The 13,460-nt window shown below is 64.1% G+C and carries 13 protein-coding genes and 2 tRNA genes; 4 read left to right on the top strand and 11 right to left on the bottom strand.

The window, feature by feature from the left end:
* The first annotated feature begins 61 nt into the window (after nucleotides 1-61).
* From A1D30_RS03835 to A1D30_RS03820, 4 genes are read left to right on the top strand one after another with little or no spacing between them, the layout of a single operon-like run.
* Nucleotides 62-241, top strand: a complete 180-nt coding sequence (locus A1D30_RS03835) for an AlpA family phage regulatory protein (protein ID WP_063459477.1) — start codon at nucleotides 62-64, stop codon at nucleotides 239-241.
* Nucleotides 241-447: a hypothetical protein gene (locus tag A1D30_RS03830; RefSeq protein ID WP_063459476.1), complete on the top strand. Its 207-nt coding sequence runs from the start codon at nucleotides 241-243 to the stop codon at nucleotides 445-447. Before A1D30_RS03835 ends, A1D30_RS03830 begins: the two co-directional genes overlap by 1 nt.
* The gene (locus tag A1D30_RS03825) at nucleotides 438-677 is read left to right on the top strand and encodes a hypothetical protein (protein ID WP_063459475.1); all 240 of its coding nucleotides are present in this window, start codon (nucleotides 438-440) and stop codon (nucleotides 675-677) included. Before A1D30_RS03830 ends, A1D30_RS03825 begins: the two co-directional genes overlap by 10 nt.
* Entirely contained in the window at nucleotides 674-1,474 is an 801-nt protein-coding gene (locus tag A1D30_RS03820; protein WP_063459474.1) for a hypothetical protein, read from the top strand. Before A1D30_RS03825 ends, A1D30_RS03820 begins: the two co-directional genes overlap by 4 nt.
* A gap of 904 nt (nucleotides 1,475-2,378) precedes the next feature.
* Here A1D30_RS03820 and A1D30_RS03815 read toward each other — a convergent pair.
* The 11 genes from A1D30_RS03815 to A1D30_RS03765 form a co-directional block, all read right to left on the bottom strand.
* Nucleotides 2,379-2,454: transfer RNA gene (locus A1D30_RS03815), tRNA-His, on the bottom strand.
* A 48-nt stretch (nucleotides 2,455-2,502) separates the two neighbouring features.
* Nucleotides 2,503-4,431 (bottom strand): SurA N-terminal domain-containing protein, encoded by a 1,929-nt coding sequence (locus A1D30_RS03810; RefSeq protein WP_063459473.1) that lies wholly within the window; start codon nucleotides 4,429-4,431, stop codon nucleotides 2,503-2,505.
* Nucleotides 4,432-4,491: 60 nt separating this feature from the next.
* A tRNA-Val gene (locus tag A1D30_RS03805) sits at nucleotides 4,492-4,567 on the bottom strand.
* Between the two features lie 16 nt (nucleotides 4,568-4,583).
* Nucleotides 4,584-4,856, bottom strand: a complete 273-nt coding sequence (locus A1D30_RS03800) for an HU family DNA-binding protein (protein ID WP_008906675.1) — start codon at nucleotides 4,854-4,856, stop codon at nucleotides 4,584-4,586.
* A gap of 301 nt (nucleotides 4,857-5,157) precedes the next feature.
* Entirely contained in the window at nucleotides 5,158-6,252 is a 1,095-nt protein-coding gene (locus A1D30_RS03795) for a tartrate dehydrogenase (RefSeq protein ID WP_082836308.1), read from the bottom strand.
* 70 nt (nucleotides 6,253-6,322) lie between these two features.
* Nucleotides 6,323-6,889: a CDP-diacylglycerol--glycerol-3-phosphate 3-phosphatidyltransferase gene (pgsA, locus tag A1D30_RS03790; RefSeq protein WP_026436902.1), complete on the bottom strand. Its 567-nt coding sequence runs from the start codon at nucleotides 6,887-6,889 to the stop codon at nucleotides 6,323-6,325.
* A 45-nt stretch (nucleotides 6,890-6,934) separates the two neighbouring features.
* Nucleotides 6,935-8,956, bottom strand: a complete 2,022-nt coding sequence (uvrC, locus tag A1D30_RS03785) for an excinuclease ABC subunit UvrC (RefSeq protein ID WP_063459472.1) — start codon at nucleotides 8,954-8,956, stop codon at nucleotides 6,935-6,937.
* 118 nt (nucleotides 8,957-9,074) lie between these two features.
* Entirely contained in the window at nucleotides 9,075-10,055 is a 981-nt protein-coding gene (locus A1D30_RS03780) for a tripartite tricarboxylate transporter substrate binding protein (RefSeq protein ID WP_063459471.1), read from the bottom strand.
* Nucleotides 10,056-10,133: 78 nt separating this feature from the next.
* Nucleotides 10,134-11,114, bottom strand: coding sequence for a tripartite tricarboxylate transporter substrate binding protein (locus tag A1D30_RS03775; RefSeq protein ID WP_063459470.1), 981 nt, complete (start codon nucleotides 11,112-11,114; stop codon nucleotides 10,134-10,136).
* A 44-nt stretch (nucleotides 11,115-11,158) separates the two neighbouring features.
* Complete coding sequence (locus A1D30_RS03770) at nucleotides 11,159-12,139, bottom strand: hydroxymethylglutaryl-CoA lyase (protein ID WP_063459469.1); 981 nt, start codon at nucleotides 12,137-12,139, stop codon at nucleotides 11,159-11,161.
* Nucleotides 12,136-13,341, bottom strand: coding sequence for a CoA transferase (locus A1D30_RS03765; protein WP_063459624.1), 1,206 nt, complete (start codon nucleotides 13,339-13,341; stop codon nucleotides 12,136-12,138). Before A1D30_RS03765 ends, A1D30_RS03770 begins: the two co-directional genes overlap by 4 nt.
* Nucleotides 13,342-13,460: the final 119 nt, after the last annotated feature.

Here is a 13,460-nt window from a genome sequence, read left to right as displayed (position 1 = left end):
CTACTCCAAACTGACACACCTTGGAATCATACGAAGGTTCGTAAACAACAAAGGAATTCGTATGGACAGTATCGTTCTGCGGCCCAAGCGTGCTGCCGTGCTTTTGAATATCAGCCTCGCCACGCTGTCGCGCTGGCGCAAAATCCCGGGCTTCCCCAAGCCCGTGCAGCTTGGTCCCAGGAGCGTGGGATTCCTTCGCAGCGACGTTGAAGCGTGGCTTGCCAGCCGGGAGGCATGCTAATGACACAAGAAGAAGCACAAAAGCGGGCCATGGTGCAGGCGCAGATCACGGACCTGTTTGCCAACCTCGACCGAGAGTTGCTGCTGTTGATGGGCGGCCTTGCTCCTGGTGATGAGCTGAACGCAGCTGCTGCAGCCGCTGGGGCGAAGGCAAGGCGCACAGCTGCCCTCATCAACAGTCTGATGGAGGCAGAGCCATGCAAGTGAGCTACCTGGACATTGAGCAGCTTGGGGACATGTTGAGCACGGGCGAGCGCATCACAACCCTGGACCATCCCACACAGCAGGTGCATGTGCTGCACTGGGGTGGCGTTGATGTCTTGGCCATCGTGTGCCCAATCACGGGCGGCGCGGTGGTGGTGTCGCCCTGTGATCAAGATGACGACAGCGGGGGCTCAATCCACCACCACGCCCGGCAAACCTTCGCCACGGCATGAGCACGCATCCGGCGATTGACCTGGACACCGAAGAGGCCGCCGAGTGCGGCCTTTTTTCTGCCCCGGCCTTGGTGGCGCGCAAGCGTGGCTCGGAGGTTGAACGCTTCAATGCGCGCGTGGCGGCGCTGGCTGGGCGATTTAGCCTTGACCTCCGGGCATCGGTTGAGACCTGCGGCGATCCGGCGATGTTGTGGGCGCTGCACATGGAACTGATGGGGCGCGGCATCCCGCCTATCCTGCGGGGCCCGCGCCCTTGGCACCTTGGAGCACAAGGGCGGCTTGTGGAGTTCGCGGCCGATGTGGCGTGGCTGCAAACCACCGACCCGGGGCACCGTGGTCGATATGGGCTAGGGAGGGCCATCTTCAAGACTCCTTGGGGCTCTGATGGATGGTGGCGGCTGGTACTGCGACAGTTTGGGCGCTCCGGCAATGTGCGCGGATTGGTCCTGGCCTTGGGGCTCACCGAGCCCCAACGGCTGCACTTGCGAACGGTACAGACAGCGCCCAGGGCGCGGGTGTTTGAGCGGTTGCACGGAGACGGCTTCGGGCAGTTGGTGGACTGCATCGAAACCGCCGTGCGGGTCGCGCCGGACAAGAGTGGCCGCACGGACCCGCGCGCCACGGCGGTCCGACGCGCTCAACTCTGGCGAGTGCATCGCCTGCTGGGCGAAGGCCCTGCCAGGACGGCCAGCACTTGGAGCAGACTCAGCGGTGAAGTGGTGGAGCGCTGGCAAGTGGCCCGGCAGTTGGCCGCCGTGAAGGGCATCGCCCTTGCGCATGAGCGTGCCGGGGCTTGAGCTAACTTTGCACAGTTATTGCGCTTTGAGTGGGGTTTCCTGCGCTGTTGGGGCTGGCGGAGAGAAACCCAGCCCTAGAGCATGAATTTGCCTTGCAATACCGGCCCGACCCGGGAACGCCCCGTCTTGTTGAAGGCAGGATGGGCACCAAGGGCACCGTGGGCTTATAGGGCGCTGGTTTTGGCCGCCAAAAACTCCAGCAAGGGCCTCGACTCAAGACGCATTCTGGCTAGGGTACGCCAAGGTCAGTGACGGCGCCTGATGGGCACTTTGGGTTATAGGTCAACCGCCCGGAAGGGGCCACAAATGGGGCGCGGAAGGGGGCACGCACGATCCGGGCAATTTGATCGTTTGTGCCCCCTTCCGTGCGCGATCCGTGGCCCCTTGTTTCAGAGGGAAAGAAGGGGCCACAAAACCCACCACTGACTTTGTCAGTGGAGCAGGGTACGTGTACGTGGTTGGCGTGGTGATCTGCCGCCCCGCCTGCGAGCCCCACACCGACAGAAACCCGGCCCCTGGTCCTGGTCCTGGTCCTGGCCCCCCAGGATGCGGAGGCCACCCGGAGCCCCACTGTCTGATGGACACTACGGTAGGGACACCAATGAAAAAGATGGTACTTTTGATGGTATTTTCTCAAAACTCCCTATCGAAACCTAGCATTCATGCGGGTTACAAGGCAGTTTGCGAACTCCTCCGGGCCATCTTCTGGCCACGTCTTTCCCAATCCCCCCACACCGCTTCACGGAAGCGCCGGAAACGACCGAGCCCCCAAACAGGCCCTCTGCGGCTTGGACTCGCCCCGCCCCGCCGACTCGGCCGGCTCCGGGTCTCTGCCTAACGCCGCTTCATGCGCAGCCACAAAGCAAAAAGCGCTGCAACGTTTCCGTTGCAGCGCTTTGCATTTTGGGGTGGCTGATGGGGCTCGAACCCACGACAACAGGAATCACAATCCTGGACTCTACCAACTGAGCTACAGCCACCGTAGCTTTGTATTATAGCCTGGGTTTTTGCCCCCAAGACCAAATTGCTTAATTTTCTGCAGTGACCTGGGCTGCAGCGTCAGGACGCGGGGCCTTGATCTGCACCTTGAAGCGTTGCTTGAGCAATTCGTAGTAAGCCAAGCCTTCTGCGGTCGTCAGCCACTGTTCGTACTGCTGGCGCTCTTGCTGGGCACGCTGCGCATCGGGCGCCTGGCGGGGCACCACGCGGTTGACCTTGACCACCATGTAGCCCGCGGCCCCCAGGTCCACACCTGTCCAGCCGGGCAAGGCATCGGCAGGTGCGCGCAAGGCGGCGTCAATCACCGGGCGGGGCAGGTTCTGGGGTTGCTCACGCGACACTTCCGTGGCGGCAGAAAGGCCCGTGGCCGAAGCAGGCGCTGCCTTCCAGACGGCCAGCTTGGCCTCGCCTTCCTTGCGCGCCAGTTCGGCCGACTTTTCGGCCACATAGAGGGTGCGCACGCGGGCACGCACTTCGTCCAACGGCAAAGTGCGTGCCGGGGTGTAGGTCGTCACGCGGCCTGCGGCCATCTGGCTGGGGCCCACTTCGACGGCCTCGGTGTTGCGCTTGTTCTGCACGGAGTCCGATGCAAACAGCGCTTCCAGGAACTTGGCATTGGCCAGGGGGCCCTTGGCGCCCGGCGCAGGAGTACGGGTGACCCCCGTGGCCGTCTGTACCTTGAGCTTGAGCTTGTCGGCCACCGGCTGCAGGCTGTCTGCCTGCTCGTACACACCGTTGGTGAAGGACTCGGCTACTTCGGCGAACTTGCGCTGGGCCTGCTGCTGCTTGAGTTCGGCTTCCATCGAAGGACGCAGCTCCTCGAACGAGGGCTGGCGGGGCGTCTTGATGTCGGTCAACTGGATGATGTGGAAGCCGAAATCGCTCTCCACCACATCGCTGATCTCGCCCTTCTTCAGTGCAAAGGCCGCATCTTCGAAAGGCTTGACCATGGCGCCCCGAGCGAAGAAGTTGAGGTCCCCGCCGACCACGGCCGAGCCCTTGTCGTCAGAGGATTTCTTCGCCACCTCCGCAAAGCTCGCTGGCGCCTTGCGCACCTGGGCGAGCAGCTCAGCGGCGCGGGCCTTGGCCTTCTCGCGGTCTGCAGCCGGTGCATCCTTGGCGGCATTGACGAGGATGTGGCTTGCGCGGCGCTCTTCCTTGGCCGTCATGCGCGCCACATTTTCCTTGTAGTAGGTGCGCAGGTCGTCTTCGCTCAGGGAGATGGTGGCGCGCACACTGTCGAGGTCCAGCACCACATACTCCACGGCCGCCTGTTCCAGTTGCTGGAACTGAGCAGGATGGGCTTTGTAATAGGTTTCGAGGTCCGCATCCGTGGGCGTGACCTTGTTCGCGAAATCGGATGCATTGAAACGTGCCACCTGGATGTCGCGCCGCTCGTACAAGGCGTTCAGGGCCAGCTTGACCTGCGCATCCGTACCAAAGGCCGAGCCCATCACGCCGCCCATGACCTGGTTGACGGAGATGTCGCGGCGCACATTGGCCTCGAAACCTGCAGGCGTGAGGCCCTGGCCGGCCACCAGGGCGCGGTAGGCTTCGGCGTCCAGGGTTCCATCCGCGCGCTTGAGCCCGGCAATCGCCGGGATTTCTTGCAGGCTGCGCGCCAGGCGCGCGTCGCTGGTGACGAGGTGCATTTTCTGCGCGGCAGCAGCCAGCACGCGGTCGCGCACCAGGCGCTCCAGCGTGGCGTAGCGTGCGCTGGGCGAATCCAGCAACTTGGGATCGACCGTGGGAGACTGCGCGCGAATGCGGTCTGTCTCCATGCGGTGGGCATTGTCCCAGTCTGTCTGCTTGATGTTGTCTCCATCGACACGCGCCACCACCGGGCTCTTTTCAGAGAAGTAGTTGCTGTCAATGCCTACCAGCACAAACGAAGGAATGATCAGCAAGAACAAGAAGATCATCACGATCTTGGAGTGCTTGCGGATGGATTCAAACATGGTCGATCTTTCAAGAGGCAAAAAACAAAAGGCGAACTTGCGTTCGCCTTTGTTCGGTGATGGTGGGTCCTGACGGTCTCGAACCGCCGACCTACTCCGTGTAAAGGAGCCGCTCTACCAACTGAGCTAAGGACCCCACCTAAACTTGATCCTCAGTTCAAGGCATCTTTCAATGCCTTGCCAGGACGGAACTTTGGAACTTTAGCAGCTTTGATTTTAATCGTAGCGCCAGTACGGGGATTGCGGCCGGTGCGGGCAGCGCGCTTGCCCACAGCAAAAGTGCCAAAACCGACGAGCGACACCGTGCCGCCCTTCTTGAGAGTCTTCTTGACAGCCTCGATCGTGGATTCCAGGGCACGCGCAGCAGCGGCCTTGGAGATGTCGGCGTTGGTAGCGATGTGCTCAATCAGTTCGGTTTTGTTCACAAGAAGCCTCTCGGAAAAGAGTTGATGGAATGTCTCGCGGATATCTGGTCTTCACACGTCTGACGGCACAGCCGAGGGCTGACAGGAAACAGGCGGGGGAATGACTGGCATACACAGCAGTGGCTGCTGCATCAGATTAAAGCCATCGAGTTTCAGAGTGTCAATACAGCACGCTGATTTGAGGCAGCGTTGCAATGAATTCTAGTCGTATTTCACGCTGCGACAGGGCTTGCAGGGCCGTTTTGTCTCAAACACGCCGTATGGGCAGCATCCCGTATTGACACTCCAATTCCGGCGCCACTCAAACGGCCGACAGGGCCTCGGCAATGGCCTTGCCAACGTCCTGCGTGCCGGACTTGCCGCCCAGATCAGGGGTGCGCGGCCCGCCACTTTGCGGGTCCAGCACGGCCTCGATCGCGGCCAGCACCGCATCGTGCGCGGCGCGGTAACCCAGGAAGTCCAGCATCATCGCGCCGCACCAGATCTGGCCGATCGGGTTGGCAATGCCCTGCCCCGCAATGTCGGGCGCCGAGCCGTGCACGGGCTCGAACAACGACGGCATGGTGCGCGTGGGATTGAGGTTGGCGCTGGGCGCAATGCCGATGGTGCCCGTGCAGGCCGGCCCCAGGTCCGAGAGGATGTCGCCAAACAGGTTGCTGGCCACCACCACATCGAAAAAGTCGGGGCGCTGCACGAAGTGGGCCGTGAGGATGTCGATGTGGAACTTGTCCACCTTCACATCCGGATACGACTTGGCCATCTCGGCCACACGCTCGTCCCAATACGGCATGGTGATGGCGATGCCGTTGGATTTGGTGGCGCTGGTCAGGTGTTTCTTGGGGCGCGACTGGGCCAGATCGAAGGCGAATTTCAGCACGCGGTCCACACCGTGGCGTGACATCACCGTCTCCTGCATCACGATCTCGCGCGGCGTGCCTTCGTACATGCGGCCACCGATGCTGGAGTATTCGCCTTCGGTGTTTTCGCGCACGATCAGCATGTCGATCTCGCCGGGCAGGCGCGGACTGCCGTCGCGGCGCACCACGGGGGCAATCACCCCCGGCATGAGGCGCGCGGGGCGCAGGTTGATGTACTGGTCGAACTCGCGGCGGAACAGCAGCAGCGAACCCCAGAGCGAAACATGGTCGGCGATCTTCTCGGGCCAGCCCACGGCGCCGAAGTAGATGGCCTCATGGCTGCCGATCTGCTCCTTCCAGTTGTCAGGCAGCATCTTGCCGTGCTTCTCGTAGTAGTCCCAGCTCGAAAAGTCGAAATGGTCAAAGTGCAGGTCGATGCCGAACTTGCGCGCGGCCACGTCCAGCACGCGCAGGCCCTCGGGCATGACCTCTTTGCCAATGCCGTCACCGGCCACCACGGCAATGCGATGTTTCGCCACGCGAATGCTCCTGAAAATATAGCTACCAGCGCTTACCCAGAGCGCGCAAGCAGTCTAAAAAGCTTGGAATTTACTTAACGCGGGCCCGGATTTCGGGGAGCGCCTTCTGCAGGTAATACACCATGGACCAGACCGTGAGCACGGCCGATGCCCAGATGAGCCAGGTGCCCCACACGCCCGTGTCGATCACGCCGAACAGGCGTCCGTCGTACAGCAGGAAGGGGATAGCCAGCATCTGCACCGTGGTCTTGACTTTGCCGATCATGTGCACCGCCACGCTCTTGCTCGCACCGATCTGCGCCATCCATTCGCGCAGGGCCGAGATCGCGATCTCGCGGCCGATGATGATGAGGGCCACGAACACGTCGGCACGCTGCAGATGCACCAGCACCAGCAGCGACGCACACACCAGAAACTTGTCGGCCACCGGGTCGAGGAAGGCGCCGAAGGACGAGGTCTGGTTGAGCTTGCGGGCCAGGTAGCCGTCCAGCCAGTCGGTGGCGGCAAACACCACGAACATCACGGTGGCAATGAGATTGCGTGTGGCCGGGTCCAGCGGTGCATAGAACACCCCCACGATCAAAGGTATCGCGACGATGCGCGTCCAGGTCATCAAGGTGGGGATAGTCCAGAACATGGCGGCGATTGTGTCACGGCAAGGCCGTGGCGCTGGCAACAAGGCTTATCTCAGCGCCTTATAAATTTCTTCGGCCAGTTCGCGCGAGATGCCGTCCACCGTGGCCAGGTCTTCCACACTGGCCGAGGCCACACCACGCACCCCGCCAAACCGCTGCAGCAACCGCGCCCGCTTCTTGGGCCCCACGCCCGCAATCTCTTCGAGCTGCCCGCCGCCCACACGCACCTTGGCCCGCGCCGCGCGCATGCCCGTGATGGCAAAGCGGTGCGCCTCATCGCGGATCTGCGCCACCAGCATCAGCGCGGCCGAGTCCTTGCCCAGGTAGACCTTTTCGCGCCCATCAGCAAACACCAGCTCTTCCAGGCCCACCTTGCGGCCCTCGCCTTTTTCCACACCCACGATGCGGGTCAGGTCCAGCCCCAGCGCGGTGAACACCTCGCGTGCCACGCCCACCTGGCCCTTGCCGCCGTCGATGAGTACCAGATCGGGCAAACGCGCCTGGCCCTTGGGGCGGGCTGCGGCTTGCGCCTCGGGAGACTTCGCATAGTCGATGCCGCCCTCCTCGCGCTGCGCCTCCACCACCTTGCTGTAGCGGCGCGTGAGCACCTGGCGCATGGCGGCGTAGTCGTCGCCACCCGTGATGCCTTCGATCTTGTAGCGGCGGTATTCGCTGCTCTGCATCTTGTGGTGGTGGAACACCACACACGACGCCTGGGTGGATTCGCCCGCCGTGTGCGAGATATCGAAGCACTCGATGGTGAGCTGCTCCAGGTCTTCGGGCGGCAGATCCAGTGCCTCGGCCAGCGCGCGGGTGCGGGCCTGCTGCGAGCCCTCTTCCGCCAGCAGCCGCGCCAGTTGCAGGTCGGCGTTCTTCTGCGCCATGTCCAGCCAGGCGCGGCGCTGCTCGCGGGGCTGGTGGATGGCGTTCACGCGCAGACCACTTTGTTCGGTCAGCGCGTCCAGCAATGCTTTGTCCACCGGCACGCTGGTCACCAGCATCGGGGGCACGGGCACGCCGATGTAGTGCTGGGCGATGAAGGCTTCAAGCACCAGCGCCTCCACGGGGCGGGTGGGCTGCGCAGGCGCGGTGTTTTCCCCGTCAACGCCCTCCGCTGCGTCTACCCCCTCGCCGCCCTCTTCCGCATACACCGCCGCAGCGTCTTCCACATGCACGGGGAAGTACGGCCTATCCCCCAGATGGCGGCCACCGCGCACCATGGCCAGGTTGACGCAGGCGCGGCCACCTTGTACGCGCACGGCGAGGATGTCCACGTCCTTGTCGTCCACCGTCTCGATGGACTGCTGGTGCAGCACGCGCGATAGCGCCTGGATCTGGTTGCGCACCTCGGCCGCCTGCTCGAATTCGAGCTTGTCGGAGTGCGCCATCATGCGCACCTCCAGCGCCTGCAGCAGCTCCTGCGTTTCGCCGCGCAGCAGCGCCTCGGCATGCGACACGTCGGCGGCATAGGCCTCGGGCGAGATCAGGTCCACGCAGGGCCCGGTGCAGCGCTTGATCTGGTACAGCAGGCAGGGCCGCGTGCGATTGGCAAACACCGTGTCTTCGCAGGTGCGCAGCCGGAACACCTTTTGCAGCAGCTGGATGGTTTCCTTCACCGCCCAGGCGCTGGGGTACGGGCCGAAGTACCGGTGTTTTTTATCGACCGCGCCCCGGTAGTACGCCATGCGCGGAAACACCTGCCCCGGCGCATCGCCCCGCGTATGGGTGCCCGGCGTGCCGGTGATCTTGAGATAGGGATAACTCTTGTCGTCGCGGAACAGGATGTTGAACTTGGGGTTCAACGTCTTGATCAGGTTGTTTTCCAGCAGCAGCGCCTCGGCCTCGGAGCGCACCACCGTGGTCTCCATGCGAGCTATCTTGCTGACCATGTGGCCGATGCGCGTGCCGCCATGGTTCTTCTGAAAGTAGCTGGACACCCGGCGCTTGAGGTTGAGCGCCTTGCCCACATACAGCAGCGCATCCTGCGCGTCGAAATAGCGGTACACGCCCGGCAGCGCGGGCAGCGCAGCCACCTGCGCCAGGAGTTCTTCGGAATGCACATCAGACATGGCGCGTATTGTGGCCTTGCGCGCGCCAAGGTCCGTGCACTATGAAATCAATAGCTACTAACGCTTACCTAACGGGCGGCAGCAAGCTTTTTTGATCAGATTTTCTACCCCCTCCAGGTCACTCCGCCTCGATCTTGGATGTTTTCACCACCGTGGCCCAGTTGGCCAGATCGGCCTTCACCTTGTCACCCAGCTGCGCCGGGGTCTGGTAGTCGGCCGTGGCGCCCTGCTCCTGCGCCTTTTGCTGGAAGGCCGGGTTCTGCACCACGGTGCGGATGTCGGCCGTCAGCTTGTCCACCACGGCCTTGGGCACGGCGGCGGGTGCAAACACCGCAAACCACGAGGTCGCATCGACCTTGGGGTAGCCCGCCTCGGCCGTGGTCGGCACGTCGGACAGGCTGGGCAGGCGCTGCTTGCCCGTCACGGCCAGCACGCGCAGCTTGCCGCTGGCGATGTGGGGCATGAAAGGTGGCGCCGTCCCAAAGGTCAGGTCCACCTGGCCGCCCAGCAGGTCCTGCAGCGCGGGGCCCGTGCCCTTGTAGGGCACGTGGACCATCTTGATACCGCCCTGCTGTTCCAGCATGGCACCCGTGACGTGCTGCAGCGAGCCGTTGCCTGACGAGGCGTAGTTGAGCTTGCCGGGGTTGGCCTTGGCGTAGGCAATCAGCTCGGGCAGCGTCTTCACCGGCAGGTCGGCCCGCACCACAATGATCTGCGGGGCCGAGATGACGTTGGCCACGGGCTGGAAGTCGCTCTGCTCCCACTGCTTTTGTTTGGTGATGTGGGGCGAGATGACGTGGTAACCCGAGTACTGCATGAGCAGCGTGTAGCCATCGGCCTCGGCCCGCTTGACGGCGCTGGCGGCAATGTTGCCGTTGCCCCCGCCCTTGTTGTCTGCGATGACCGACTGGCCCAGCACCGGCGCCAGGGCCTGCGCGAGCATGCGGGCCGACAGGTCGGTAGTGCCACCGGCGGCGGTGGGCACCACCAGGGTGACGTTCTTCGACGGGTAGGCGCCTTGCGCCGCTGCATGGCCGATGAAGCCCGTGGCCAGTGCGGCGAGGGCGAGGGTGGTGAACTGCTTGCGGGTGGTTTTCATGAAAACGATGTCTCCGTTGTCGTTGTTGTCAAAAATCTGAAAAGCGAGGAACCGTTGGGAGCCAAGAAAGAAGCGCGGTCAATCGACTGTGGCGCCCGTCTCCTTGACCACGCGGCTCCACTTGGGCAGGTCGGACTGCACCAGCGCCGCCAGCTGCGCCGCCGTGCCCTTGAAGGGCTCGCAGCCCACGGTGGCCAGTTTCTCGACCACATCCTTGTGCTCCAGCGCGCGGGCCACCTCGGCCTGCAGTTGCGCGACGATGGGCGCGGGTGTGCCCGCCGGTGCAAACAGTGCATACCAGGGCGCCTGACCAAAGCCCTTGATGGTTTCGCCAATGGTGGGAGCATCGGGCAGCGCGGCCACACGCTTTTCGTTGACCACACCCAGCACCTTGAGCTTGCCCGCCTTGATGAACGCGATGGCCGACGGCAGGCTTTGCACCGACAGCGGCACCTGCCCGCCCACCACGTCAGTGGCGGCAGCGGCGGAGCCCTTGTAGGGGATGTGCTGCAACTGGATGCCTGCGGCCTTTTGCAGCATTTCGCCGATCAGGTGGTTCAGCGTGCCATTGCCTGCTGAGGCAATCGAATACTTGCCAGGGCTGGCCTTGGCCAGGGCGACCATTTCGGCCACGGTGTTGGCGGGAAAGGACGGGTGCGCCACCAGCACATAACCGGCCGTGGCCACGGGCGCCACGGGGGCAAAGTCCTTCACCGGGTCAAAGCCCGGGTTCTTGTACAGCGCGGGGCCAATCACATGGGCGCTGTCGGCCGTGAGCAGCAGCGTGTAGCCATCATTGCGCGCACGGGCCGTGGTGCCCGTGGCCAGGGTGCCGCCTGCGCCGGGGCGGTTCTCCACGATCACGCTCTGGCCCAGTTGCTCACCCAGCTTTTGCGCCACCACGCGCGCAATGGCGTCGTTGGCGCCGCCGGCGGCCTGGGGCACGACCACGGTGATGGGTTTGGACGGGTACTTGTCCTGCGCGCCCGCAGCGAAGGCGGCAGAGCACAACACGGCAGCGGTGAAGATGCGGCGGGACAGTGGGGTTTGGAATGCCATGGTTTTGTCTCCTGGTTTTATGGGGAATGCAGGCTCGCCCGCCTTCAGCGGGACAGCGATCTTTCGCGGATCGCCTCGAAATCCGCTGGCACCGGGTGCAGCGCCAGGCGCGGGCCCGCCTTGGCGATCTGGCTCGGAATGTCGTGGCCGATGAACGCAGGCAGCTGCTGCGCAGCGGCCACCAGTTGCACCAGGTCCACCCCGGTGTCATAGCCCATCAGCGCCAGCGCATGCACGATCTCTTCGCTGCACACATTGCCGCTGGCGCCTGGCGCGTAGGGGCAACCGCCCAGGCCGCCCAGCGATGCGTCGAACCGGTCAGCACCCGCATCAATGGCCGCCAGCACATTGGCCAGCCCCATGCCGCGCGTGTTGTGGAAATGCAAGGTGAACTCCACGCCCGGCCAGCGCGCGCGGGCCGCTGCCGTGAGCTGGTGCACCTGTGTGGGGTAGGCCATGCCCGTGGTGTCGCACAGCGTGATGCCGCGCACGCCCACATCCACAAAACGCTGCACCCAGCCAAACACATCGGCCTGGGCCACATCGCCTTCCATGGGGCAACCAAACACACACGACAGCGACACATTCACCGCCACGTTGGCGCCCTGCGCCAGGGCCACCACCTGCGCCAGCGCCGCAAACGACTGTTCCTGCGTCATGCGCAGGTTGGCCAGGTTGTGGGTAGCGCTGACGGACATGACCAGATTCAGTTCGTCCGTGCGCGACTCGATGGCGCGCTCTGCCCCGCGCAGGTTGGGCACCAGCGCGGTGTAGACCGTGCCCGGGCGGCGCGTGATCTCGCGCATCACGACTTCGGCGTCTTTCAGCGCCGGAATGGCGGTGGGCGATGTGAACGAAGTCACCTCGATCTTGGACAGGCCCGCTGCCGACAGCGCATTGCACAGCGCGATCTTGTCGGCCGTGGGCACAAAGGCTTTTTCCATCTGCAGGCCGTCACGCAGCCCCACCTCTTGCATGTGGATGCGGCGGTTTGCCCCCTGCCATACGGTGCTGGATGCACTCATTGAATCACCCCCTTGCTGCGCAGCAGCGCAATCTGCTCGGCCGTGAGGCCTGCCTCGGCCAGCACGGCGTCGGTGTCATCCCCCAGATGCGGCGCACTGCGGCGAATGCTGCCCGGCGTGCCCGAGAGCTTGGGCACGATGCCGGGCACTTCTACGCTGTAGCCATCGCGTGTCTCTTGCGTCAGCAGCATGTCGCGGGCGCGGTAGTGCGGGTCTTCGGCAATGTCTTTGGCGGTGTAGACCTTGCCTGCAGGCACGCGGGCGGCGCCCAGAGTCTCCATCACCTGCTGTACCGAGCGGGCGGCCGTCCAGGCGCCAATCGCGGTGTCGATTTCGCCCACCCGCGCCACGCGGCCGGTGTTGCTGCCCAGGTCGGGGGCATCGGCCAGGTCCTGGCGGCCGATGGCCGTCATCAGCCGCTTGAAGATGCTGTCGCCATTGCCCGCCACCAGCACCCAGCCGTCCTGGCAGGGGTAGGCGTTGCTGGGCGCAATGCCCGGCAGTGCGCTGCCCGCCGCCTCGCGCACCGCGCCAAAGGCGCTGTACTCGGGGATCAGGCTTTCCATCACGTTGAACACGGCCTCGTGCAGCGCCACGTCAATCACCTGGCCTTTGCCACCGTTGACCTTGCGGTGGTACAGCGCCGTGAGCACGCCGATGGTGCCGTGCAGCGCGGCCAGCGTGTCGCCGATGGACACGCCCACACGCACCGGCACGCGGCCCGGTTCGGCCGTCAGGTGGCGCAGCCCGCCCATGGCCTCGCCGATCACACCAAAACCCGGCAGATCGCGGTACGGCCCGGTCTGGCCGTAGCCCGAAATGCGCAGGATCACCAGACCGGGGTTGAGCGCATGCAACTCGTCGGGCGACATGCCCCAGCCCTCCAGCGTGCCGGGACGAAAGTTCTCGACCAGCACGTCGGCCTCGGCAATCAGCTGGCGGGCTATTGCTTGGCCCTCCTTCTGGCGCAGGTCCAGCGCCACAGAGCGCTTGTTGCGCGACTGCACCTGCCACCAGACGGAGGTGCCTCCCTTGATCAGGCGCCAGTTGCGCAAGGGGTCGCCGGTCTCGGGGGCTTCTATCTTGATCACATCGGCGCCAAACTCGCCCAGCGTCTTGCCACAAAACGGCCCGGCGATGAGCTGGCCCATCTCGATGACGCGCACGCCTTGCAGTGCGGCGGGGGAAGCAGTGGAATCCATAGAACGGTTTGTCTCGTGCAGGCGGTAATGCTGGGGGGCAATGATGCGTACACGCCGCCCGCCTGCAAAACGCTCAAGCAACAAGCCACCATCGCAATCCAGCATGGCAGCTTGCTACC

Source organism: Acidovorax sp. GW101-3H11, assembly GCF_001633105.1.
Classification (GTDB): domain Bacteria; phylum Pseudomonadota; class Gammaproteobacteria; order Burkholderiales; family Burkholderiaceae_C; genus Acidovorax.
This window is presented reverse-complemented; position numbering and strand designations above follow the sequence as displayed.